The organism is Pseudescherichia sp. (assembly GCF_031979925.1).
Classification (GTDB): Bacteria; Pseudomonadota; Gammaproteobacteria; order Enterobacterales; family Enterobacteriaceae; genus Pseudescherichia.
Genome location: NZ_DALZFB010000001.1, coordinates 517,443 through 542,228 on the forward strand (window position 1 = coordinate 517,443; position 24,786 = coordinate 542,228).

General features: G+C 58.6%; 19 protein-coding genes. 11 read left to right on the forward strand and 8 right to left on the reverse strand.

Annotated features, from left to right (window positions below; all coding sequences use genetic code 11):
* The first annotated feature begins 3 nt into the window (after positions 1 to 3).
* On the forward strand, positions 4 to 876 hold the full coding sequence (locus RTM13_RS02585; RefSeq protein ID WP_312209852.1) for an AraC family transcriptional regulator: 873 nt from the start codon (positions 4 to 6) through the stop codon (positions 874 to 876).
* Here RTM13_RS02585 and RTM13_RS02590 read toward each other — a convergent pair.
* Entirely contained in the window at positions 850 to 2,022 is a 1,173-nt protein-coding gene (locus RTM13_RS02590; RefSeq protein ID WP_312209854.1) for a benzoate/H(+) symporter BenE family transporter, read from the reverse strand. The two genes, RTM13_RS02585 and RTM13_RS02590, sit on opposite strands and share 27 nt — an antisense overlap.
* Before the next feature lie 92 nt (positions 2,023 to 2,114).
* Here RTM13_RS02590 and RTM13_RS02595 point away from each other — a divergent pair, with 92 nt between their 5' ends.
* Positions 2,115 to 2,687: an XRE family transcriptional regulator gene (locus RTM13_RS02595; protein WP_312209855.1), complete on the forward strand. Its 573-nt coding sequence runs from the start codon at positions 2,115 to 2,117 to the stop codon at positions 2,685 to 2,687.
* A gap of 203 nt (positions 2,688 to 2,890) precedes the next feature.
* A complete protein-coding gene (locus tag RTM13_RS02600) occupies positions 2,891 to 4,855 on the forward strand; it encodes a U32 family peptidase (RefSeq protein WP_312209856.1) in 1,965 nt (654 codons plus the stop codon).
* Between the two features lie 91 nt (positions 4,856 to 4,946).
* Here RTM13_RS02600 and RTM13_RS02605 read toward each other — a convergent pair whose 3' ends face one another.
* Genes RTM13_RS02605 through RTM13_RS02615 form a run of 3 tightly spaced genes read right to left on the reverse strand, consistent with a single transcriptional unit; the run spans position 4,947 to position 7,488 of the window.
* A complete protein-coding gene (locus RTM13_RS02605; protein ID WP_103820197.1) occupies positions 4,947 to 5,078 on the reverse strand; it encodes a DUF2474 domain-containing protein in 132 nt (43 codons plus the stop codon).
* Positions 5,078 to 6,088: a cytochrome d ubiquinol oxidase subunit II gene (cydB, locus tag RTM13_RS02610; RefSeq protein WP_312209858.1), complete on the reverse strand. Its 1,011-nt coding sequence runs from the start codon at positions 6,086 to 6,088 to the stop codon at positions 5,078 to 5,080. The genes RTM13_RS02605 and cydB overlap by 1 nt, the downstream gene beginning before the upstream one ends.
* Positions 6,088 to 7,488: a cytochrome ubiquinol oxidase subunit I gene (locus RTM13_RS02615; RefSeq protein WP_312209860.1), complete on the reverse strand. Its 1,401-nt coding sequence runs from the start codon at positions 7,486 to 7,488 to the stop codon at positions 6,088 to 6,090. The genes cydB and RTM13_RS02615 overlap by 1 nt, the downstream gene beginning before the upstream one ends.
* 177 nt (positions 7,489 to 7,665) lie before the next feature.
* Between RTM13_RS02615 and RTM13_RS02620 the strand changes: the two genes are divergently transcribed.
* The 6 genes from RTM13_RS02620 (at position 7,666) to patD (ending at position 14,612) form a co-directional block, all read left to right on the forward strand.
* Positions 7,666 to 9,075 (forward strand): PLP-dependent aminotransferase family protein, encoded by a 1,410-nt coding sequence (locus RTM13_RS02620; RefSeq protein ID WP_312209861.1) that lies wholly within the window; start codon positions 7,666 to 7,668, stop codon positions 9,073 to 9,075.
* Between the two features lie 180 nt (positions 9,076 to 9,255).
* A complete protein-coding gene (gene ydcS / locus RTM13_RS02625; RefSeq protein WP_312209863.1) occupies positions 9,256 to 10,398 on the forward strand; it encodes a putative ABC transporter substrate-binding protein YdcS in 1,143 nt (380 codons plus the stop codon).
* A 16-nt stretch (positions 10,399 to 10,414) separates the two neighbouring features.
* Entirely contained in the window at positions 10,415 to 11,425 is a 1,011-nt protein-coding gene (locus RTM13_RS02630) for an ABC transporter ATP-binding protein (RefSeq protein WP_312209865.1), read from the forward strand.
* Complete coding sequence (locus RTM13_RS02635; protein ID WP_312209866.1) at positions 11,426 to 12,367, forward strand: ABC transporter permease; 942 nt, start codon at positions 11,426 to 11,428, stop codon at positions 12,365 to 12,367.
* The gene (locus RTM13_RS02640; RefSeq protein ID WP_312209868.1) at positions 12,357 to 13,163 is read left to right on the forward strand and encodes an ABC transporter permease; all 807 of its coding nucleotides are present in this window, start codon (positions 12,357 to 12,359) and stop codon (positions 13,161 to 13,163) included. Before RTM13_RS02635 ends, RTM13_RS02640 begins: the two co-directional genes overlap by 11 nt.
* Before the next feature lie 24 nt (positions 13,164 to 13,187).
* Positions 13,188 to 14,612: an aminobutyraldehyde dehydrogenase gene (patD, locus tag RTM13_RS02645; protein WP_312209870.1), complete on the forward strand. Its 1,425-nt coding sequence runs from the start codon at positions 13,188 to 13,190 to the stop codon at positions 14,610 to 14,612.
* A 255-nt stretch (positions 14,613 to 14,867) separates the two neighbouring features.
* Here patD and RTM13_RS02650 read toward each other — a convergent pair whose 3' ends face one another.
* Entirely contained in the window at positions 14,868 to 15,758 is an 891-nt protein-coding gene (locus RTM13_RS02650) for an SDH family Clp fold serine proteinase (protein WP_312209872.1), read from the reverse strand.
* A gap of 383 nt (positions 15,759 to 16,141) precedes the next feature.
* Here RTM13_RS02650 and RTM13_RS02655 point away from each other — a divergent pair, with 383 nt between their 5' ends.
* Positions 16,142 to 16,315 carry a GhoT/OrtT family toxin gene (locus RTM13_RS02655; RefSeq protein WP_072015224.1) on the forward strand — a complete coding sequence of 58 codons (174 nt, stop codon included), beginning with the start codon at positions 16,142 to 16,144 and terminating at the stop codon, positions 16,313 to 16,315.
* 57 nt (positions 16,316 to 16,372) lie between these two features.
* Here RTM13_RS02655 and RTM13_RS02660 read toward each other — a convergent pair whose 3' ends face one another.
* From RTM13_RS02660 to RTM13_RS02670, 3 genes are read right to left on the reverse strand one after another with little or no spacing between them, the layout of a single operon-like run.
* Positions 16,373 to 18,547, reverse strand: a complete 2,175-nt coding sequence (locus tag RTM13_RS02660; protein ID WP_312209874.1) for a virulence factor SrfC family protein — start codon at positions 18,545 to 18,547, stop codon at positions 16,373 to 16,375.
* The gene (locus tag RTM13_RS02665; RefSeq protein ID WP_312209876.1) at positions 18,544 to 21,525 is read right to left on the reverse strand and encodes a virulence factor SrfB; all 2,982 of its coding nucleotides are present in this window, start codon (positions 21,523 to 21,525) and stop codon (positions 18,544 to 18,546) included. Before RTM13_RS02665 ends, RTM13_RS02660 begins: the two co-directional genes overlap by 4 nt.
* A 4-nt stretch (positions 21,526 to 21,529) precedes the next feature.
* On the reverse strand, positions 21,530 to 22,888 hold the full coding sequence (locus RTM13_RS02670) for an SrfA family protein (RefSeq protein ID WP_312209877.1): 1,359 nt from the start codon (positions 22,886 to 22,888) through the stop codon (positions 21,530 to 21,532).
* 292 nt (positions 22,889 to 23,180) lie between these two features.
* On the opposite strand from RTM13_RS02670, the gene RTM13_RS02675 reads away from it, so the two are divergent.
* Entirely contained in the window at positions 23,181 to 24,779 is a 1,599-nt protein-coding gene (locus tag RTM13_RS02675) for an ABC transporter substrate-binding protein (protein WP_312210128.1), read from the forward strand.
* Positions 24,780 to 24,786 lie beyond the last annotated feature (7 nt).

Here is a 24,786-nt window from a genome sequence, read left to right on the forward strand (position 1 = left end):
ACTATGGCGGATTCCTACGGTGCTTTTGAAAACCTTCGCAGGCACAGCGCGGTGCTGCATAATTCCGTTGCGCTAAATAACGGTATGCAGCTGGCCGCCTGGTCCAACAAGCGCGACCGGATCACCCAGTACTGCGATCACCACACCCTGAGCCTCTACGTTGCTGATGGCTATGAGAGCTATCACAAGACCCGCAGCGGCTGGCAGAACGGCGGCGGGCCAGATCGGTTTTGTCTTCTGCCGAAAGAGAGCGAATCGAGTTGGGATATTCGCGACGATCTCTCCTTCGTACATCTCTACTGCACCGATGCGCACCTGCGCAGCGTGGGGGAGCAGATCTGGGATCGCAGCCCGGCCTCCCTGACCCTGGATGAGAAGACATTTGGTCAGGACGCGCAGATAACCGCCCTCTATCGCCAGTTCTTGCTTGACTGCGACTGGCAGCAGCAGGCTAACCAGCTCACCCTAAGCACGGCGTCAACGCTGCTGCTGACCCATATCATTCAGCGCTATAGCAGCGTGCAGTGGCGGGTACCCAACGTTACCGGCGGGCTGGCTCCCTCGGTGCTGCGCAATGTGCTGGAGTATATTGACGCCAATCTTGCCCAGCCGCTGACGCTCGCCGATCTTGCCAGCCAGGCGTCCTTGAGCGAATACCATTTTGCCCGCATGTTTCGTCACTCATCCGGTCTGGCACCGCATCAGTACGTGATGCAGCGGCGGATGCACCAGGCCCGGGATAGGGTATGCCATACGGCACTTCCTCTGACCGAGATTGCGTTCGGGTGCGGATTCAGCTCCGCCAGCCACTTCAGCAACCGATTCAAAAGCGTGTTTGGCGTTACACCGTCACAGATGCGTGCGGCGCATGCCTGACAGCACGGCAAAACAGAGCCCACCCACCAGTAGTCCCCAGAATGCTGAGCCGATGCCCAGCAGCGTCACGCCGCTGGCGGTAACGAGAAAGGTCACCACGGCGGCATCGCGCTCGTGCTCGTTCCACAGCGCCTGATGCAGGCTGCCGCCAATCGTGCCCAGCAGCGCCAGGCCTGCCAGGGTCTGGATCCAGCTCAGCGGCAGGGCGGCCATCAGTCCGCTTATCGAGCCGCCAAAGACGCCTGCCAGCAGATAGAAAAAACCTGCGGCGGCGGAGGCCTGCCAGCGTTTATCCGGATCCGGGTGCGCATCCGGGCTTTGACAAATAGCTGCGGTGATGGCGGCGATACAGACTGAGTAGACGCCAAACACGCTGCCGAGCAGCGCCAGTCCGCCAGTAAAGATCATTAGCGGCGAGGCGGGAACGTGGTAGCCCGCGGCCTGCATCGTGGCGAAGCCAGGGGCATTTTGTGAGGCCATCGTCGCCAGGAAGAAAGGCAGCCCAACGCTGATTAAGGTGGTCAGGGTGAAATGGGGGGTAATCATTTCGGGCATCACTACAGAAAAATGCAGCGAGGAAGTGACAACGTCACCTCCCAGCCATGCCACTATTCCCCCTGCGATTAGGGTAGCAATGATGGCATAGCGCGGAGCCAGCGCTTTGCAGATCAGCCACGCCAGCAACATGCTGAAACATAAAATGAAATCACTTTTCAAATTAATAAAGGTCTGTAACCCAAAACGCAGTAAGATACCGGCCAGCATCGCCGCCGCCAGCGAATGCGGCACAATCTTCATCAGGCGGGCAAACAGGCCGGTAAGGCCACAGAGCAGGATCAGGGCGTTGGCAAAGATGAAAACGCCGACGGCCTCGTTAAGGGTGGCTCCCTCCAGGCTGGTGGCGAGCAGTGCTGCGCCTGGCGTTGACCAGGCGGTAAGCACCGGTACCCGGTAGCGCAGGCTCAATACGAGGGTGCTGATCCCCATTGCCAGCCCCAGCGCCGTCATCCAGCCGGCGATTTGCACGTTGCTGGCTCCGGCGACGCGTGCGGCCTGCCAGATAATGGCTGCCGAACTGGCATAGCCCACCAGCACCGCTACAAAGCCCGCCAGCAGAGTGGAAAAAGGGAAGGGACGCAGGGGCATAACGACTCCGTGTACACTGTTTTGGTAGGTAAACATAGCATTGTGCGTTATAACGCACAATGCGCCATTCACGCTACAAGGGAGAAGGGAGTATGGATCTGCCACAGTATCTGTCAGCCACACTGAAAACGCTGCGCCAGACGCGGGGCTGGAGTCTGTCACGACTCGCTACAGAAACCGGCGTCTCTAAAGCGATGCTCGGCCAGATCGAGCGCAATGAATCCAGCCCCACGGTGGCCACGCTGTGGAAAATCGCTACCGGGCTTAACGTCCCGCTCTCTACCTTTATCACCGCGACGGACGCCAGCACACCGCAGGCCTACGATCCCGACCAGCAGGCGATGACCATTACGCCGGTCTTTCCCTGGGATAACGAGCTACATTTCGATCACTTCTCGGTAACGCTTGCCCCCGGCGCGTTCAGCGAGTCCACCCCGCACGAACGCGGCGTCATTGAGCACGTAGTGGTGATTTCCGGCACGCTGGAGATGCAGATTGACGGCGAGTGGCAGACGCTACAGGCGGGAAACGGGGTCAGATTTGCCGGGGATAAAACCCATGCCTACCGCAACAGCAGCGGCCAGACGACCCATTTTCATTCTCTAATCCACTATCCAAAAGAAAAAGCCGCAGGCGAGCCTGCGGCTAAACACGACGACGAATAAACAATAACGCACACATGACGAGGAATGTCCGGAATACGCAGCCACTGTACCCCCTTCGGCGTGCCGGGAGAAATGCGCATTATTTCAATGCATTGCTAATTAATGTATTAAGGGCGTCGCAGGCATAGCGAAAATGTTTTCGTCCGGGCCAGCTTCTCACTACAATAGCGGCCATTTAGTTGATCATGGATAATAACGACAGTATGCGCCTGCCCACTCATCATCTTGAACTGTTAAGCCCGGCCCGCGACACCGCCATCGCCCGCGAAGCTATCCTGCACGGGGCCGATGCTGTCTATATCGGTGGCCCTGGCTTTGGTGCACGCCACAACGCCAGCAACAGCCTACGCGATATCGCCGAGCTGGTGCCGTTTGCCCATCGCTATGGGGCAAAAATCTTTATCACCCTGAATACCATTCTGCATGATGATGAGCTTGAGCCGGCCCAGCGCCTGATCACCGATCTCTATGAGACCGGCGTCGATGCGCTGATTGTACAGGATATGGGCGTGCTGGAGCTGGATATTCCGCCTATCGAGCTGCACGCCAGCACCCAGTGTGACATCCGTAGCGTCGAGAAGGCGAAGTTCCTCTCCGACGTCGGTTTCTCGCAGATTGTTCTGGCCCGGGAACTCAATTTACAGCAGATCCGTGCTATTCATGAGAGCACCGACGCCACCATTGAGTTCTTTATCCACGGCGCGCTGTGCGTGGCCTACTCCGGGCAGTGCAACATTTCTCACGCCCAGACCGGGCGCAGCGCTAACCGGGGCGACTGCTCCCAGGCCTGCCGTCTTCCCTATACCCTGAAAGACGATCAGGGCCGGGTGGTATCGTTTGAGAAGCATCTGCTGTCGATGAAAGACAACGATCAGACCGCCAATCTTGGGGCGCTGATCGACGCCGGAGTGCGCTCCTTTAAGATTGAGGGGCGCTACAAAGACATGAGTTATGTGAAAAACATCACCGCTCACTACCGGCAGATGCTGGACGCCATTATTGAAGAGCGGGGCGATCTGGCGCGCTCGTCGGCGGGGCGCACCGAGCACTTCTTTATCCCATCGACGGACAAAACGTTCCATCGCGGCAGCACCGACTACTTCGTTAATGCCCGTAAGATCGACATCGGCGCGTTTGATTCACCTAAGTTTATCGGCCTGCCGGTGGGTGAAGTGCTGAAGGTAGGTAAAGATTACCTCGACGTTGACGCCAGCGAGTCCTTAGCCAATGGTGATGGATTAAACGTGTTGATTAAGCGTGAGATTGTCGGCTTCCGCGCTAATACGGTGGAAAAAACCGGGGAAAACCGCTATCGCGTATGGCCGAACGAGATGCCTGCCGATCTCTACAAGGTGCGCCCGAATCACCCCCTGAACCGTAACCTCGACCACAACTGGCAGCAGGCGTTGACCAAAACCTCCAGCGAGCGTCGTGTCGGCGTGGATATCGAACTGGGCGGCTGGCAGGAGCAGCTGATCCTGACGATGACCAGCGAGGAGGGGGTGAGCATTACCCATACGCTGGAGGGTGAGTTTGCTGAGGCCACCAACGCCGAAAAGGCGCTTAGCCAGCTGCAAGATGGCCTGGGCAAGCTGGGGCAGACTATCTATTATGCGCGCGATATTCGCGTCAATCTGCCGGGGGCACTGTTTGTCCCCGCCAGCCAGCTGAACCAACTGCGCCGTGAGGCCGTGGAGATGCTCGATAGCGCCCGTCTGGCAAACTACCCGCGTGGCAGCCGCAAAGCCGTGGCGACGCCAGCCCCGGTCTACCCGGATACCCATCTCTCGTTCCTGGCTAACGTTTACAACGAGAAGGCGCGTACTTTCTATCACCGCTATGGCGTGCAGCTGATTGATGCCGCCTATGAGGCGCATGAGGAGAAGGGCGACGTTCCGGTGATGATCACTAAGCACTGCCTGCGCTTTGCCTTTAATCTCTGTCCGAAGCAGGCCAAAGGCTCGATTAAGAGCTGGAAGGCGACGCCGATGCAGCTGGTACACGGCGACGAAGTGCTGACCCTGAAGTTTGACTGCCGTCCCTGCGAGATGCACGTGATTGGCAAAATGAAAAATCACATCCTCAAGATGCCCCAACCGGGTAGCGTTGTGGCCTCCATCAGCCCGGATGAGCTGATGAAGACCATGCCAAAACGCGCTAAACCATAAACCCGACACGCCGGGTGGCGCTGCGCTTACCCGGCCTACATATCGTACCAGCTTGTAGGCCCGGCAAGCGACGCGCCGCCGGGCAGAACGGTTAGTGCGATTTAAAGCCTGCCGCCGACATCAGCAGGCGAAACGCCATGCTGACCGCAGTGAGCGCCAGTACGCTGGCGACCCAGATAGCAATTAGCCAGAACAGACGCTTTACAAAACGCGGTGCCGCCATCAGTGATATCCCTCCCCAGGCTGAACTTTGCCGCGGAATACGTAGTAGCTCCACGCGGTATAGACCAGAATCAGCGGAATAATCAGCAGCGCGCCCACCAGCATAAAGCCCTGACTTTGCGGCGGGGAGGCGGCATCCCACAGGGAGATACTGGGCGGGATGATATTCGGCCAGATGCTGATCCCGAGGCCGCTAAAGCCAAGGAATACCAGCCCGAGGGTGAGGATAAACGGTAACGTATGATGATGTACGTTGCTCAGGCTGCGCCACTGCCAGAAGCTGAAAAGGAGCACCAGCAGCGGCACCGGCAGGAAGAAGAAGAGGTTCGGCATGCTGAACCAGCGATCGGCGATCCCCTGGTGGGTCAGGGGCGTCCAGAGGCTGATCACGCCTATAGTCACCAGCAGTGCCAGCAGCAGCTGTTTCGCGCTGTGTCGCATCTTCTCCTGTAGCGGCCCGCCGCTCTTCATTACCATCCAGGTTGCACCGAGCAGGGCGTAGGCAATGGTCAGCCCTAAGCCGCAGAAGAGGTTAAACGCCGTGAGCCAGTCAAGCGCGCCACCGCTAAAACGGCGACCAGTCACCTCAAAGCCGTTTAATACCGCGCCGACCACCACGCCCTGGGCAAAGGTGGCGACAATCGATCCGAAAATAAACGACTTGTCCCAGAACGGACGGTGCGCCGGAGTCGCTTTGAAGCGAAACTCAAACGCTACCCCGCGGAAGATCAGTCCGGCCAGCATGATGGTCAGCGGAATAGTCAGCGCGTCGGCAATGACCGCGTAGGCCAGCGGGAACGCGCCAAACAGCCCTGCGCCACCCATTACCAGCCAGGTTTCGTTACCATCCCAGACCGGCGCAACGCTGTTTACCATCACGTCACGATCTTCACCGTTGCGAATGAGGGGAAACAGAATACCGATCCCAAGATCGAAGCCGTCCATCACGATATACATCAGCGTGGCGAAGACGATTATCACAAACCAGATAACTGACAGATCGATACCCATTACTTGTTCTCCTCTGTCTCTAACGACTCTCCGGCCGCAGAGAGCGGACGCGCCGGACGGCCCTCTGTCGGGTGACGATCTTCAGGCTGCGGACCGTGCTTGATCAGCCTGCCGATATAGACATATCCCACGCCAAAGACGGCGGAGTAGACCACAAAGAATCCCAGCAGGGTCAGACTCATCTGCAAGGTACTGTGCTGCGAGACGGCATCAATGGTGCGCAGTTGGCCATAAACCACCCACGGCTGGCGTCCCACCTCGGTAGTCACCCAGCCCGCCAGCAGAGCAATCAGCCCGGCAGGTCCCATCCACAGGGCGAAGTGATGAAACGGACGCGAGGTATAGAGACGCCCTTTATAACGCAGCCACAGCCCGACCACGCCCAGCAGGATCATTAGCAGGCCCATCGCCACCATTATGCGGAACGACCAGAAGACAATGGTGGAGTTAGGGCGATCCTCTTTCGGGAACGACTTGAGGGCCGGAACCTGTTTATCCAGGCTGTGTGTCAGGATCAGGCTGCCCAGCGCCGGGATCTCCAGCCCGTAGCGGGTGCGCTCCTGCTCCATATCCGGCCAGCCAAACAGCAGCAGCGGGGTCGGCTCACCGGGCGGGTTCTCCCAGTGGCCTTCGATGGCGGCAATCTTCGCTGGCTGATGCTCCAGGGTATTCAGGCCATGCATATCGCCCACTACGGCCTGGATCGGAGCCACCACCAGCGCCATCCACAATGCCATAGAGAACATCCTGCGGATGGCGGGGGTATTGTTGCCTTTAAGAAGATGCCAGGCACCGGAGGCACCCACAAACAGCGCGCTGCTCAGGAACGCCGCGATAGACATATGCAGCAGGCGGTAGGGGAATGACGGGTTAAAGATGACCTTGAACCAGTCAACCGGGATCACCTGGCCATTGACAATCTCATGCCCCTGCGGGGTGTGCATCCAGCTGTTGGAGGCAAGGATCCAGAAGGTAGACATCAGCGTACCGAGGGCCACCATGCAGGTAGAGAAAAAGTGCAGGCCGGGCCCGACTTTGTTCCAGCCGAACAGCATGACGCCAAGGAAGCCAGCCTCGAGGAAGAAGGCCGTCAGCACCTCATAGGTGAGCAACGGCCCGGTAATGCTCCCGGCAAATTCCGAGAAGCCGCTCCAGTTAGTACCGAACTGATAGGCCATCACCAGACCCGAGACGACGCCCATCCCAAAGTTAACGGCGAAAATTTTCACCCAGAAGAGATAGAGCGTGCGCCAGACCTGATTTTGCGTCTTGAGCCAGAGAGCCTCAAGCACCGCCAAATAGCTGGCCAGCCCGATAGTGATAGCAGGAAATAAAATATGGAATGAGACGGTAAAGGCGAACTGGATTCGCGCCAGATGAAACGCGTCTAGATCAAACATGCAGGACTCCGCGCATAATTTAAGTTATGTCAGCGAAAGTATAGGCGATGTCAATGAATGCGGGCAGAAACAGCGCCCGAACTTAAAAGCATAACAGTTTCGCTTTGTTAAACCATTAACGTCATCTCACGCTGTCTGTTATAGAATGGGGTCAGGATGGATTAACGGGATCGAGTAATGAAAAAATATCAGCGGCTGGCGCAGCAGATCATTGACCAGATTAATCTTGGCGTCTGGCAACCTGGCGATCGGCTGCCGTCGCTGCGCGAGCAGGTCACTATCAGCCACGTCAGCTTTATGACCGTCAGCCACGCCTACCAGATGCTGGAGAGCCAGGGCCGCATTATCGCCAGGCCGCAGTCCGGCTACTATGTCGCATCGCCGCCCTCCCAAAAGCCACCCGGGCCCCCCGCGCAGGTGATGCAGGACGAGGCTGTGGATATCAATACCTATATCTTTGAGGTATTGCAGGCGAGCTGCGACGCCTCGGTACTGCCCTTTGGCTCGGCGTTTCCCGATCCACGCCTGTTTCCGCTCCAGCAGCTTAACCGCTCCCTCGCCAACGTCAGCAAAACCGCTAACGCTATGAGCGTGATTGAGAACCTGCCGCCGGGCAACGCCGATCTGCGCCACGCTATCGCCCGCCGCTATGCCCAGCAGGGGATGAACGTCTCCCCCGATGAGGTGGTGATCACCGCCGGTGCGCTGGAGGCGCTCAACCTCAGCCTGCAGGCGGTGACCGAGCCTGGCGACTGGGTGATCGTCGAGAACCCCTGCTTTTACGGCGCGTTACAGGCGCTGGAGCGCCTGAAGCTGAAGGCGCTGGCGGTGGCTACCGACGTTGAAGAGGGGATCGATCTCGACGCGCTGGCCCTGGCGCTGAACGACTATCCGGTGAAGGCCTGCTGGCTGATGACTAACAGTCAGAACCCGCTAGGCTTTACCCTGAGCAATGAGAAAAAGGCGCGGCTGGTGGCCCTGCTGGCAGAGCACAACGTCACCCTGATTGAGGACGACGTCTACAGCGAGCTCTATTTTGGCCGTGAAAAACCGCTTCCGGCCAAAGCGTGGGATACGCAAGAGATGACCCTCCACTGCTCCTCATTCTCAAAGTGTCTGGTTGCCGGATTTCGCATCGGCTGGGTAGCTGCCGGGAAACACGCCCGCCGCATCCAGCAGTTGCAGCTGATGAGCACCCTCTCGACCAGCTCGCCGATGCAGCTGGCGCTGGTGGACTATCTCTCTACCAAACGCTACGACGCCCACCTGCGTCGGCTGCGCCGCACCCTGGCGGAGCGTAAACAGCAGGCCAGACAGGCGCTGCTGCGCCATCTCCCAACTGAGGTGAAGATCCACCCCAGCGACAGCGGCTACTTTCTTTGGCTTGAGCTGCCCACGCCGCTGGATGCCGGACAGCTGAGCGAGCAGGCCCTGGCGCACCATATCAGTATTGCGCCGGGAAAAATGTTCTCAACCTCCAACACCTGGACACCGTTCTTCCGCTTTAACACCTCATGGGCGTGGGGCGAGCGGGAGGAGCAGGCAGCTAAAACGCTGGGGTTGTTAATCCGCCAGGCGATGGCCTGACGCACCGGCATTAACCTGTTGTCTCTGCTCCAGAAGATGGTGGAGTGCGTTATCTGTCACAACCTAAGCAAATTTCTTTTGCGCCCTATGTGGGGCCGCAACACGCCGTCTACCTTTACTGTGGGAGATATTTTTACGGCACGGCTGCCGCACATTTGATTGCGACAGGAGTAATGGCTTATGAGTAAAACATTTGCTCGCAGCACGCTGTACGCGCTCGGTATGACAATCGTCACCGCGCAGGCAGCCGAGCCAACGGAAGTCGGTAAAGGAGAGGGGCGTCTTGATATCATCGCCTGGCCGGGATACATCGAACGCGGCCAGACCGATAAGCAGTACGACTGGGTTAGCGAGTTCGAAAAAGCCTCTGGCTGCCAGGTGAACGTGAAGACCGCCGCCACCTCGGACGAGATGGTGAGCCTGATGGCGAAGGGCGGCTATGACCTGGTTACCGCCTCCGGCGACGCCTCCCTGCGGCTGATCATGGGCAAACGCGTCCAGCCCATCAATACCGCCCTGATCCCCAACTGGAAAAACGTTGACCCGCGCGTGGCGAAGGGCGACTGGTTTAACGTCGGCGGCAAAGTCTACGGCACGCCCTATCAGTGGGGGCCTAACCTGCTGATGTATAACAGCAAAACCTTCCCTACGCCGCCGGACAGCTGGGCGGTGATCTTCGCTAAGCAGAACCTGCCGGACGGCAAGAGCAACCAGGGCCGCGTCCAGGCCTACGACGGCCCGATCTATATTGCCGATGCCGCGCTGTTTGTGAAGGCCACCCAGCCGCAGCTGGGCATCAGCGATCCCTATCAGCTCACCGAGGAGCAGTATCAGGCGGTGCTGAAGGTACTGCGGGAGCAGCACGGGCTGATCCACCGCTACTGGCACGATACCACCGTGCAGATGAGCGATTTCAAAAATGAGGGCGTAGTGGCCTCCAGCGCCTGGCCTTATCAGGCCAACGCGCTTAAGGCCGAGGGCCAGCCCATCGCCACGGTTTTCCCGAAGGAGGGGGTGACCGGCTGGGCGGATACCACCATGCTCCACACCGATGCTAAACACCCAAACTGTGCCTATAAATGGATGGACTGGTCCCTGACACCGAAGGTGCAGGGCGACGTGGCGGCCTGGTTTGGATCCTTACCGGTAGTGGCGGAGGGCTGTAAGGCCAGCACTCTGCTGGGCGAGAAGGGCTGCGAAACCAACGGCTACGGCTTCTTTGACAAGATCGCCTTCTGGAAAACGCCGGTTGCTGAAGGGGGCAAATTCGTGCCCTACAGCCGCTGGACCCAGGATTACATCGCCATTATGGGCGGCCGCTGATCGTCAGGAGTGACGCATGACCTATGCCGTTGAGTTTGATGATGTATCCCGGATCTACGGTGACGTTCGGGCGGTGGATGGCGTTAGTCTGGCCGTTAACGACGGGGAATTCTTCTCTATGCTGGGGCCGTCCGGCTCCGGCAAAACCACCTGCCTGCGGCTAATCGCCGGGTTTGAACAGCTCTCCGGCGGCGCGGTGCGCATTTTTGGCAAAGAGGCCAGCACGCTGCCGCCGTGGGAGCGGGACGTCAATACCGTGTTTCAGGACTACGCACTTTTTCCGCATATGTCGATTCTGGATAACGTCGCCTATGGGCTGATGGTCAAAGGCATCGGCAAAAAAGCGCGGCATGCTCAAGCCCACGAAACACTGGAGCGGGTGGCGCTGGGGTTTGCCCACGCGCGTAGACCGTCCCAGCTCTCCGGGGGCCAGCGGCAGCGGGTCGCTATCGCCCGGGCGCTGGTCAATCAGCCGAGGGTGCTGCTGCTGGACGAGCCGCTCGGTGCGCTGGATCTCAAGCTGCGGGAGCAGATGCAATTCGAGCTGAAGAAGCTCCAGCAGGATCTGGGCATCACCTTTATTTTCGTTACTCACGATCAGGGCGAAGCGCTGTCGATGTCCGATCGGGTGGCGGTGTTCAACAACGGGAAGATCGAGCAGGTTGATGCCCCGCGCGATCTCTATTTGCGTCCGCGAACGCCCTTCGTGGCGGGCTTTGTGGGTACTTCCAACGTCTTTAGCACCGCGAGGGCGCAGACGCTGTGCGGCATGGCCGGCAACTACTCCCTGCGACCGGAACACATCCGCCTTGATTGGTCGGATGAGGTGCAAACCGAGGGCGTAGTGCAGACGGTGCAGTATCAGGGGGCGGCGACCCGCATTGAGCTGAATCTGGCAGATGGGGAACGGCTGCTGGTTAGCCTGGCCAATTTGCTTGATGCCCGTCAGCCTGCCTCGCTCCAGCCGGGGCAGACCGTACAGCTCTCCTGGTCGCGAGCGGCAATGGTCCCGCTGCAGGAGGAGTAGATGGCGATGAGCGTTGTTCCAGCCCCGCGCCCGTCGGCGCACGGTCGCCTGAGCGGGCTGTTCTGGCGCAGGCCGACGCTGGGCCTCTTTCTGCTGCTGATTGCCCCGCTGATGTGGTTCGGCATTGTCTATCTTGGATCGCTGCTGACCCTGCTCTGGCAGGGACTCTATACCTTCGATGACTTCACCATGTCGGTGACGCCTGATTTAACCCTGGCGAATTTGCAGGCGCTCTTTCAACCCGCTAACTACGACATTATCCTGCGCACGTTGACCATGGCGATTGCGGTAACCATTGCCAGCGCGATCCTCGCTTTTCCGCTGGCATGGTTTATGGCCCGCTATACCCAGGGCAAGCTGAAAGCCTTTTTCTACATTGCGGTGATGTTGCCGATGTGGGCGAGCTATATCGTCAAGGCCTACGCCTGGACGCTGCTGCTGGCGCGGGACGGCGTGGCGCAGTGGTTTTTACTCCACCTGGGTTTGCAGCCGCTGCTGGAGAGCGTGCTAACCCTGCCTGCGGTAGGTGGAAGCACGCTCTCGACTTCCGGCCTCGGGCGCTTCCTGGTCTTTGTCTACATCTGGCTGCCGTTTATGATCCTGCCGGTGCAGGCGGCGCTGGAGCGGCTTCCGCCGTCGCTGCTACAGGCCTCGGCGGATCTGGGCGCGCGTCCGGCACAGACCTTCCGCCATGTGGTGCTCCCCCTGGCGATCCCCGGCGTGGCGGCAGGGTCAATCTTCACCTTCTCCCTGACCCTTGGCGACTTTATTGTTCCGCAGCTGGTTGGTCCGCCCGGCTTCTTCATTGGCAACATGGTGTACTCCCAGCAGGGGGCGATTGGCAACATGCCGATGGCGGCGGCCTTTACTCTGGTTCCCATCGTTTTGATTGCCCTCTACCTGGCGTTCGTGAAGCGCCTGGGAGCGTTCGATGCACTCTGATCGCGCACCGCTGCTGTTAAAACTGGCTGCCTGGGGCGGGGTGGTTTTTCTGCACTTCCCGCTGCTAATCATCGCTATCTATGCCTTTAATACCGAAGATGCCGCCTTCAGCTTTCCCCCGCAGGGCCTGACGCTGCGCTGGTTTACAGTGGCCGCGTCACGAAGCGATATTCTTGATGCAGTGACACTGTCACTTAAAGTGGCGGCGCTGGCAACGCTGGTGGCGCTAATTCTTGGCACGCTTGCTGCTTGTGCTCTCTGGCGCAGCCAGTTTTTTGGCAAAAGTGCTATCTCGCTGCTGCTTCTTCTGCCCATTGCGCTGCCGGGCATCGTTACCGGGCTGGCGCTGCTGACGGCGTTTAAAACGGTGGGGCTGGAGCCGGGGTTTCTGACCATCGTGATTGGTCATGCCACCTTCTGTGTGGTGGTTGTCTTTAATAACGTTATTGCCCGCTTCAGGCGTACCGCCTGGAGCATGGTGGAGGCGTCGATGGATCTCGGGGCCAACGGCTGGCAGACCTTTCGCTATGTGGTGCTGCCAAACCTTGGCTCGGCGCTGCTGGCAGGCGGGATGCTGGCCTTTGCCCTGTCGTTTGACGAGATTATCGTCACCACCTTTACCGCCGGACACGAACGCACCCTGCCGCTGTGGCTGCTGAACCAGCTGGGCAGGCCGCGCGAGGTGCCGGTCACCAACGTGGTGGCTCTGCTGGTGATGCTGGTGACAACCCTGCCCATTTTGGGTGCCTGGTGGCTGACCCGCAGAGGCGAGAACGCCTTTGGCAATGAGAAATAATTGACCCTCAAACAGGATATGATTATGCAAGCTCAACTGTTAATTAATGGCGAACTGGTAAGCGGCGAAGGTGAAAAGCAGGCGGTCTACAATCCCGCCACCGGGGAGGTGCTGCTGGAGATTGCCGAAGCCTCTGCTGCTCAGGTGGATGCCGCCGTGCAGGCCGCGGATCGCGCCTTTGCCGAGTGGGGCTATGCGACGCCAAAAGTCCGCGCCCAGGCGCTGCTCGATCTCGCCCAGGCCATTGAAGATAACGCCGAGGCGCTGGCTCAGCTCGAGTCTCTCAACTGTGGCAAGCCGCTGCACTGTGTGATCGGGGATGAGATCCCCGCCGTAGTCGACGTGTTCCGCTTCTTTGCCGGGGCGGCGCGCACTCTCAATGGCCTGGCGGCGGGTGAATATCTGGAGGGGCACACCTCGATGATCCGCCGCGATCCGGTGGGCGTAGTGGCGTCGATTGCGCCCTGGAACTATCCGCTGATGATGGCCGCCTGGAAACTGGCTCCGGCGCTGGCGGCGGGCAACTGCGTGGTGATTAAGCCCTCGGAAATTACCCCGCTTACCGCCCTGAAGCTGGCAGAGCTGGCGAAGGATATCTTCCCGGCTGGCGTACTCAACGTGCTGTTTGGCCGGGGTAAAACCGTCGGCGATCCGCTCACCGGCCACGAGAAGGTGCGGATGGTCTCACTGACCGGCTCGATTGCCACCGGGGAGCATATCATCGGCCATACCGCCTCCTCGGTGAAGCGCACCCATATGGAGCTGGGCGGCAAAGCGCCTGTGATTGTCTTTGACGACGCTGACCTCGATGCGGTGGTGGAAGGGGTGCGCACCTTTGGCTACTACAACGCGGGCCAGGACTGTACCGCCGCCTGCCGTATCTATGCTCAGAAGGGCATCTACGATGCGCTGGTAGAGAAGCTGGGCGCGGCGGTGGCAAGCCTGAAGATGGGCGCGCCGGATGATGAGAGCACCGAGCTGGGACCGCTCAGCTCCGCAGCGCATCTTGAGCGGGTAACCAATGCCGTCGAAGCGGCGAAAGCACTGGGGCATATCAGCGTAGTAACCGGCGGCGCGAAACGCGACGGCGCGGGCTACTATTTCCAACCGACGCTGCTGGCAGGGGCTAAGCAGGAGGATGACATCGTCCAGCATGAAGTGTTTGGTCCGGTGGTAAGCGTGACCGCGTTTGATGATGAAGAGCAGGTGCTGGGGTGGGCTAACGACTCCCGATATGGGCTGGCCTCATCGGTCTGGACCCGCGACGTGGGCCGGGCGCACCGGCTAAGCGCCCGTCTGCAGTACGGCTGCACCTGGGTCAACACCCACTTTATGCTGGTGAGCGAGATGCCGCACGGCGGGCAAAAGATGTCTGGCTACGGCAAGGATATGTCAGTCTACGGCATTGAGGACTACACCGTGATTCGCCATGTCATGATAAAACACTAAGGTAGGTTCAGGTGGCTGAAACAGCAAGGGATGCCGTTCCAGCCATAGTTTATCTTTTATTCTGGCCGCTAACGGACGACAGTGGGCCATAGGCAAGATTAAACTTCGGAGGATTCAATAAGTTCTTGCTTTTTAGGTCGTTAATCATGGATTTCTGCCGTGGTGAGCAAACCATAGTCGACAAAGATATAACCTGTTCAATCAATCTTGAATTGGGCATGTTGTTATTCCCCCTGTAAGAGTAGCTCCACGCTATCACTCTTGTGCGGCAATGTCATCAGCCAAAGATGACATTACGATTATCTCTTTTTGTACCTTGAATCTAAATTCCGTCAACATCTTATCTATTTCTCTAAGATCTTCTGTTAGTTGTACGTTATCCGTAAAGTCCTCTATTTGAAGATTGAGATCGTTTCTAAGCGTATTAATACCTATAAATCGCCCATGTGAATGCCAACGTCTGTTATCGCTAAGAGCCACTGCGATATCTTCGGCCCTGGCGATTTTATCTTCCGGGGTTACAGGTGCTTGAGTGGTTTCTCGTACGTTCCAGTTACGAAATTTGTATTCAACAAGCCATTTCTTTAACAGATCTTTAGACAGCTCCCTGGCTTGCTCATAGCGTCTGAGCTGGGCTAAATCTAAGTTATTAAGCATCATTAATTCAGCCTGCGTAACCTGTCCGGTATGCGATTTGTTAATAACTTCCTCGACTTTATCCAGGTATCCAAGAGCAGGTACCCACTTGCCGTCAGGTGACTGGACCTGTGGATCAATCGGACCCAGCGAAGAAGCATAATCCATATAAATTTTATCACCAGACATGCACCAAATCGTACCGGCAGACATGGCATAGTTAGGGACAATAAAATAGACCTCTTGATAAAAATGCCTGGTTATTTCAACCATTTTTTCTACAGACTCGACGGAGCCACCGCCGGTAGAAAGTATTATGACAAGAGAGCTTCTCTGTTTCCTTTTTGCTGTCCGACCAATGCCTTCAAGTACCGGTTGATAGATCTGTTTAGCCCACTCTGTGATTCCTCCATAGTACACAATGACATCTGAGTCTGGAAAGTGAACGTTTTTTAATTCATCAATTTTAAAAGCGATAAAGCCTTCAATTGTGTCATCTATATTGCTCAAAATACTCTCCGCAAATAATATGAATATAAATATTATTTAAATGAATGTAATTGGCAGGCTGAGGTCGCTGGTATTCAGGAGGGTTATATATTTTAGAGCCTCACCGTCATCACTGTGCCGATGATAGGGTTTATTTAAATTAGCGCAAGCTGATCTGTGTAAACAAGGGCGTTGCTCGAGATTTTAGTTAAATAAAGTCGAATTACTTGCTAGCGGTACAAAACTGCACCGCCGCCTTCCTGCTTTGCTCTTCTTTTCACCTTTCACTCTCGACATAATCGACAGGTCCGGTTTCCCTCACTTTCGCAGGGATAAAGCTTGATTTACATCAATAAAAAATGCATATTGCGCGCGTTTTATTCTATTTTGAGCAAATGTCGGCTATGACCCTATACCAAAAAATGCTGGTCTTCTACGCCGTAATGGCGACTATCTGTGCACTTATCACCTGGTTTCTGTCAAAGGATCGCAAGCGGATCCGCTTCCTGTGCGCGTTTCTGATCGGCTCGACCTGGCCGATGAGCTTCCCGGTGGCGCTGCTGATTTCACTGTTCTAAGCGAACAGATTTAAAGAGGTTTCCCCGGCGCGCGCTGCGCCACCGGGGGACAGGCTGTCAGGGCAGAAGCGCCCGCAGCGTTTTGCGCTGGGCATCCGTCACGTCAGCCGGGTGCTGATAACCAATGTTCTCGTTGCTGCGGGTATAGAGCGCTACCAGCCAGTCATAGACGTAGCGGGTCGCAGCATGAACCGGCTGCTCCCCCAGCCTGGTCAGTCTGCCTTCGGTGTGGGCTGGCGCGTCGGTGCTGAAGATCGCGCTGCCTTTCTGGATGCGGCTGGCCGGGCGCTGGCTTACCGCGACGTCGGCATAGCCAAGCCAGGCAATCAGGTTGCCAATGGCCGCATGCAGCTGCGCTGCGCAGGCGTTATCCCGCTGCATCAGCATTTGCAGCTGTCCGGCAAGGTCGAGGCGGTAACTGGTGGTAATGATAGTGTCCGCCACCTGGCGCAGCGCAGAAGGGGTAATGCCCAGCCGGGTTGCGCTCTCCGCGCTGCGGCTCCACTGGCGCAGGTGGTTTACCCACATGGCGTGCGCCTGCTGACCCGCATCCCGCGCAGCGCTGGCGCGCTCCGGCGTCTCCTGCGCATCGGCAAAGAGATCGATCGCCTCGTTAAACAGGCCGCTCACCTTCTCCTCGCGCGGCAGTTGCACCTTCCACAGGGCATCAAACTGTTTCATCTCCGGCAGCAAGCCCTCTAACAGCTCTCCGTGACGTCCGGCCTGAACCTGTAACTCACGAATAGTCGCCTCAGCGCGGGCGCGGCGGGCATCAGTATCTTCCATCAGCGGCGAGAGCAGGGGCTGCATCAGATCGCGCAGCGTCTGGTGATGGCGCTCGCGGAGGGCATTCAGACGGCTAACACGCAACGACGGCGCGGTGGCCTGAGAGAGCCACTCAATCAGCCGTTGCAAACTGCTGGCGTCCAGCGCCTGCAGAGTTCCCCAGCGCTGGCCTGGCTTGCCCAGCAGCTGCTGGACGGTTTCGTCCAGATTCGACGAGGTGTTAAACCGCGCATCTTGCGGCGTAATCGCCCATACCAGCCCCGGCAACGCTGTCTCCTGGCCCGACTGCGTATCCTGCACCCAGTTCAGCAGAGCTTTGGCCGTAGCGGCGGTTTCGCTGCGCTGCGGCGTGGCGTTGCAGATCATCAGCACGTCCGGCTGCAGATGCTGACGATAGCGCTCCAGCAGCCAGCGGCATTTGCTATACCACAGGGGGCGCTCAGGCAGTGCCGCCGGGCAGGGGATATCCACAATATCGACCCCGTTCAGCACGCCGTTTTCGATGCAGAGCACCAGCTCGCAGGCCAGCAGCGACAAGGTGGCAAGAGGAATACTCACCGCGTTTTGCAGTGCGTCTTTTGACAGAGGATGAACCACCACTTCAGCCTGCGCTTCAATGCTCCCTGCCGCCAGCGGATTTAAAAAGCCCTCGGTCGGCAAGGCAAAGTTATCTACCAGCAGGCTTAACGGCGCGGCCAGCTCGGCGGCGTTGCCGGTCTGGTGCAGAACGTGCGCCAGAGTCAGCCACTGCTCGGTCAGATCCTGCTGCTCACCCCACAGCAGCGACCAGGCGCTGGCCCGGGCGCGCAGATCCAGAGAGGGGATCAGGGTGGCGAACTGGTACCAGAGGCTATCATCGATCTGCTGCTGCGCCGCGGGAACGGTGGTACGCCAGAACGCGGCGATAGAGGCCACCTCTTCAGCGGTGATGCCCGCCACCGGGTGCGGCTGACGCAGCCCGCGCCAGCGGCTAAGGCGATCTTCAATTACTGCCCGGTCGACGAGGTGACGCTCATGCTCTCCGGCGGCATGGGCGATAAACACCTGTACCAGCTCGGCCTCGCTAATCAGGCGCAGACGCAGGGGAAACGCATCGTCAACGCTTTGGGCTTGGGTCGTGAAGCGTAGCGCCATGCCGGTCAGGGCATGGCCAGGATTGATATGGCTCAGGTAGTCAAAGCTCTTCTCTCCCGCCTTAACGTTCACCCGGCCGCTACCGCTGCTGCACAGGGCGGTAAGCAGGTGGGCTTTCGCCGCCTGGGCGTGGCCGTAGAGGCCTACGGTGCGGTGCTGGTTAGTCGCGCGCGCCAGCACGCTCTCATGCGCGGCGGCGGCGGTCAGGCGCAGCAGCAGGGCGTCGGCGTCATCGTCAAGCAGCGGGGCGTGCTGGCGGGTCTCATCTATCCATGCCATTAATGCCTGGGAGGTTTTGCTCAGATCTCTCATTTCAGGTACACGCTCCCGCTGTCAATCCAGTAGTGGCTGCCGCTGTGGCGGCGATCGGCCAGGGTATTCAGTTTAAATGTTAATGCATCGGCAGCTACCGGCGTACCGTCCTGCAGCCAGGCTTCGCTCAGGGTGAAGGCTTCCGGCCCAAGCGCTTTACTGCCGCCGGTAAGGGCCAGCCGCACGTTAAGCACCCCGTCTCCGGCGATGGCTTTCGCCAGCTCCGGCGAGTTGATGCTCAGGGTATAGAGCGGCGTAGCGGGCCAGCGGGCGTTGGCGAGCTGACGGAAGCCCAGCGTGACGTTGCCACGCAGCGGGAAGTGCAGGCGGGCATCCAGCTTCGCCCCTGACCTGTCCAGGTCGATATCCTCGTACCAGACGTTCTCTTCGCGCAGGGTATTGACCACGTTATCCAGCACGCCAAGATAGCGCACGGTGGAGTAGGCCCCGATATCCGCCGCTTTAAAGTTGAAGCGCGGCAGGCGCAGATCCAGCGCCAGGCTGCACAGCATCGCCCCGACGGCGGCGGTGGATTTCGGGTTGCCGATCCGCCCCTGCTGGTTAAAGGGATACCACTCATGCACCCGGTACTTATCGAGCCACACCATACGGTTAACCGGCACCGGCTGTAGATGGCGGATCAGCGCCTGTACGCCCGGCAGGCAGCCCGGACGTCCGGTAACCAGCAGCACGTCACAGGCGTAGTGGGAGATGGCTTCACACACCGCATGGATCGGCGCGGTGAGGGTAAACTGCCCGCCGAGCATCGCCGCCTGCAGATCGCTAAAGTTAACCTGCAACGGCACGGCGAAGAGGTCGAACTCAGCAGAACCGGCAGGCAGAGCGTGATCGATCGCCTGCTTCAGATAGCTCATGACGTTGCGTGTCGGCTGCTGGGTAAGCAGTTCGCCAAAGGTAGCGTGCAGCCCCGCCAGCGGATCGTTGATATCGCTCCGCTCCCAGGCCGAGAGGATTGCATGACCAATCGGCATAAAGAGCTGGAGCGTCGTCTGCTGGCGCAGTACCGCCTGGGTGTCGATGCGGCCGGAGTCGCCGAACAGCGTCGCCATCAGCGCGGCGGCGTCGGTAATGCCCGACTTTTGCAGCTGGGTTTGCAGGGCGGGCAGCACGCAGCGCTGGATAACATCCAGAAGAATGTCGTCTCCTGCCACCTTAAAACCTTCCCGGAATAGCAGGTGTGGGGTGATCTTGACGTTGCTGCCGGTGCCGTCATCCAGCTGGTAGTGGACGATGGCCATGTCGGTAGTACCGCCGCCGATATCAATCGATGCCACCCGCAGAGCGCGACCCGGCGTTTCGTCCGGCGCGCCGGTGCGGTCCGGGCGGGCGAGGGAGGCGAAAAAGGTCTCCGTCTGCCCGGCGTAGTGGGAGATCGCTTCATTATAGAGCCAGACCAGCTGACCGCAGCTGGCTTCGTCCCACTCCATCTGGATCTGCGGGACGGGCACCACGCTCTTCTCGCGCTGTTTGCTGCTGGAGAAATCGTCATCCTGCGGATGCCAGCCCATCGCTTTCCATACCAGGGCGATGGCTTCAAACATACGGCGGCGGAAGATCTCTCGCTCCTGCTTCGGCATCGCCGATGGCAGGGTCAGGATAATGGTACGCAGCTGGCGTGGTGAGGCCGGGAAGCCCAGCCGCAGGCGCGTCGCCACGCTGTTGATCTGTCCCAGGGCCTGGGCCAGCAGCTCGCACAGCATGTGGGTCATCAGCGTGCTGCGACTGTACTGCGGGGAGAAGACCGGCAGACGCTCATCCAGCGGCAGGGTGTAGAGCGGCTGGCCGTCGTCGTTCATCAGGTTCATCAGCGGAAAAGCGGTCGCTAACGGCTCGCGCTGGGACTTGCTGTTCATCTGGCTAAAGCGCCAGTCCTGTAGTACCGGGGTCTCATCCCACAGGTAGCGGCGCGGGCTGGAGATGCCGCTGTTACCTTCGGTGCCCAGACGCTGCATCGCCAGCTTGCGGGCCTCGTCGCCGACGCGGACGATAGAGGGCCAGACGAAAGCATCTTCACGACCACTTTCAACGGAAAAGTGCTGTTTGCCGAAGCGCGCCTCGGAGAACTCCAGCCGGCTGGTAAACATCGGCTCGTTCAAAAATTGCGGCTCGCTCAGGGAGCGCACCTGCAACTCCGCCGTCTGGCGCAGGCCATCGTTAGCATCACCCTGATCCTCAATAATGACGCCGCAGGTGTGGGTGTTGCCGACGTCGAGGATCAGATCCACCGGAATGGCCGGAGTGCTCAGAGTATGGGTAACGATTTTAACTTCTGGTACGGTCAGCTGCTCGCCCAACAGCGTGAGCAGGTTGAGCCAGTGGGCCTGGTACTCAAAGCCGCGCAGGGCCTGAGCAATATCCCGCTCGCTGCGGTTCTCTACGCTGGTGACGTAGTGCAGGAACGCCTCGCGCAGCCAGCCATCAATCCAGGTCTGGTCGAGAAAATCAAACACCTCATCGTCGCGCCACGCCAGCGCAAAACGGGTGCCGTTCAGGATGTCATTGGTGGCCGGAGCCAGTACTCCAGGCGAGAGATCGTTGATCTGGCTGTCCAGTGCCAGGGTAACGCGGTGGGTGTTGCCTGCGCTGTCCGGCTCGGCCAGCTTGCGGATCTGCACCCTGGCCCAGTTGTCCGGACCCTCCACAAAGGTACGCGGCGGGTTAAAGCGTAAGAAAGGTATGGGCAGCCAGACGCCGTCCAGTACCGCCAGCGACTCAAGCAGCGGCAGGGTACTCTCCGGCTTCACCACCTCCGGCTGGCCGCCGTCGCGCCCAGGCAGCGTATAGCGGTTGTTAATCAGATCGTAATCGAGGCGCAGCAGCGGCCCGTTAGCGGTCTTTCGCACAAAGCGTCCGCTCTGTAACGAGGCCTGCGGCGTCAGGCCAAAGTCGAGGAACTGCACGCCGCTGTTGGCAATCAGCGTGACGCTCTGTTTGTAATCGCAAAGATTAACCAGCATAAGATCAGGAACCTGTTTTTCTGAACGTCAACGGAACAATGGTTTTGGCATCATACCGGGCGGTGCACTCGGCAATGTCGCTGGTGCCTGCGGTGCAGGCGATCTCCGGCATCGGGTAGCGAGTACCGTCGCTGCAGCGCGCGTGACCGCGGCTTTTAATCATCAATACGCCGGTGTCGTGCAGGCCAGAGAAGATCTCGGATCGGCAGACGATGTTTTTACCCTGTACGAGGCGAGCCGTGCCTTTGTTATTCTGGATCTGGAAGCGCAGCACAGGCGGCTTGCCAGTGACTTCGTCTTTAATATCCAGCATCACGCGCCAGCTGCCGTTGAGAAAACGGGTGCTGCCCGCTTTTACCTGACCGGCATCCATCACCAGCGCATCTTTAGGAATAGCGGTAATAGTCGGCTCGCTGGGTTTCTCCTCCGCTGGCTTAGGTGGTGCTTTGGCCTCGACCACTTCAGCCTGATGCAGCGGCAGTGCCGCCGTGAGCGCCGGAGCGGGTTCCACGCTGACAGGCGCAGGCGCGATGGCCTGCGGAGCCGCAGCGGCTGTTTTTTCAGTGGATGACGTTTCGCTCACCGCAGGCTGGTACGGCCAGAGCAGCGGGGCGGCAACGACGGCGACCACCACGGCGGCCACCGGCAGCGCCCACCGGCCATAACGGCGCTTGTTAGGTGCAGGGGTAGCCTCAACGGCAGCAGCGGGAGCAACCGATACAGGCTGCGGCTCAGGCTGCGGCGGTTCGGGAGGTTGCTGGGTAGTTATCTCCGGCACGGCGACCAGCAGCGGCTCATCGGCTCTACTAAAGGTTGCCACGGCAGGCGCTTCCTCTTCCTCTTCGCTCTCTTCCGGCATAACGATAGGCGGGGCGGGCGGCTCCTCTTCCCGCAGACAGGCAAGAACGTCCTCGCGTGCGCTCTCATTGAGGTCAACAAAGCCCCAGAAGGTAATAACCGGTTTGCCATCCACCAGAAAGACGTGGTTCACGCCAGGAAACTGCAGCGCTTTCGCCAGCAGGGAGCCAAACAGCTGCTGGGCCGTTTTCGGCGACTGCAGGCTTTTCCGGCTCAGGGCCGCCGCGCTGTCGAGGGTGCTCTCCAGAAAGCGCAGGGCGCGGAAGCGAGACTCGTCGTCCGCCGCCTTCCAGCTTACCGCCCGGCCTTCAACCGGCGAGTACCAGTCCACGCGATCGCCGTCGTCGTTGATCTGCGGTATAGCGAGGCAGTCCACCATCGCCTGCTGCTTGCGCAGGCGTAACGCTTCACGAATTTGCAATGCCGAATCAAAGACGGCCTGGCCGCCGCCGCCAACGGCCTGAAAATCATCCAGATCGCCGCTACGCAAGAGAGTTTTTGCCACGTTTTCATCCCATAGACTTCTTCACGCCTCTACTTTACGAGATGTAATAGCAAGCAAACGGTGGAAGAGAGGCTAAAAGCGGTGAATTCTCGTGGCATTGCGCAGACGCTTTTCGCTTGACGTTTGCGGAATGACTTAAGGCAAACTAAACAGCGGAGAAAGGTGAAGAAATCAGCAAAATCAGCTGCTTTGGCATAACCTGATAGTGATTCGTTATTTGCCTCATTTCGGCTGCTATGCTGAGATCACGTTTTAATAAAATAATAAGGTTTTAATTATGTTTTCAGGAAATTTGTCTACCGGCAAAACGCTGCTCGCGCTGGCGCTCAGCACGTTTCTACCCACCAGCGCGGCATGGGCGGCGGCAAAAGATACCATCATTTACTGCTCCGAAGCCTCTCCGGAATCCTTCAACCCGCAGATCGCCAGCTCTGGCCCCAGCTTTGTCGCCAGCTCGCAGACGCTCTATAACCGCCTGATCAACTTCGATCCGGTAAAGAATACCCCGGTGCCGTCGCTGGCCACCAGTTGGACTATCTCCCCGGACGGTAAAACCTATACTTTTACCCTGCGCCAGGGCGTTAAATTCAACAGCAATAAATTCTTCAAGCCGACCCGCGACTTTAACGCCGACGACGTGATCTTCTCGGTGCTGCGGCAGAAAGATGCTAATCACCCGTACCACAACGTCTCTCAGGGCAACTACGAATACTTCAACGATGTCGGCCTCGACAAGCTGATCAAAGAGGTGAAGAAGGTCGATGACTACCACGTCCAGTTTGTACTGAACGAACCGAACGCTGCGTTCCTTGCCGACTGGGGCATGGACTTCGCCTCGATCCTCTCTGCGGAGTATGCGGATGCGATGCTGAAAAAGGGCACGCCGGAGAACGTTGACACCTGGCCAATCGGTACCGGACCTTATGCCCTGCAGCAGTACAATCGTGACGCACTGATTCGCTATATCGCCAACCCGAATTACTGGGACGGTGAGGTGCCGACGAAGCATCTGATCTTCTCTATCACGCCAAACGTTGAGACGCGGCTGGCGAAGCTGCAAACCAACGAGTGCCAGATCATTCCCGCGCCGTCTCCGGTTCAGTTCGACGTGATCAAAAAGAACAAGGATCTGGCCCTGCACTCGGTTGATGCGCTGAACGTCGGCTATCTGGCATTTAACACTGAGAAAAAACCGTTCGATAACGCGCTGGTGCGCCAGGCCCTGAACTATGCCACTGACAAAAAGGCCATTGTCAACGCCGTCTTCTTAGGCTCCGGCACGGTAGCAAAATCGCCGCTGCCGCCAAATATGCTTGGCTTTAACAAAGACCTGAAGGATTACCCTTACGATCCAGAGAAGGCCAAAGCGCTACTGAAACAGGCGGGTCTGGAGCAGGGCGCGGAGGTCACGCTGTGGTCAATGCCGGTCCAGCGTCCCTACAACCCGAACTCGAAGCGTATTGCAGAGATGATCCAGAGCGACTGGGCGAAGGTGGGCGTGAAGGCCAAAATCGTCTCCTACGAGTGGGGCGAATACCTCTCCGGGATGCGCAAAGGCGAGCATGACTCAGCGCTGTTTGGCTGGATGTCCGACAACGGCGATCCAGACAACTTTGCCGACGTGCTGCTGGGCTGCGACAGCATTGAAACCGGCTCCAACGCCGCACGCTGGTGTGATAAAACCTACGATGGGCTAGTGAAAAAAGCGAAGCTGACCTCCGTGCCGGAGGATCGGGCTAAGCTTTACTCTCAGGCGCAGGAGGTGTTCTATCAGCAGGCGCCGTGGATCGCCCTGGCAAACGGTAAAACCTTCTATGCCACCCGCAGCAACGTAACCGGGTATAGTGTTAGCCTGATGGGCAGTGATTTCTCAAAAGCCAAAATCAACTAACAGACAC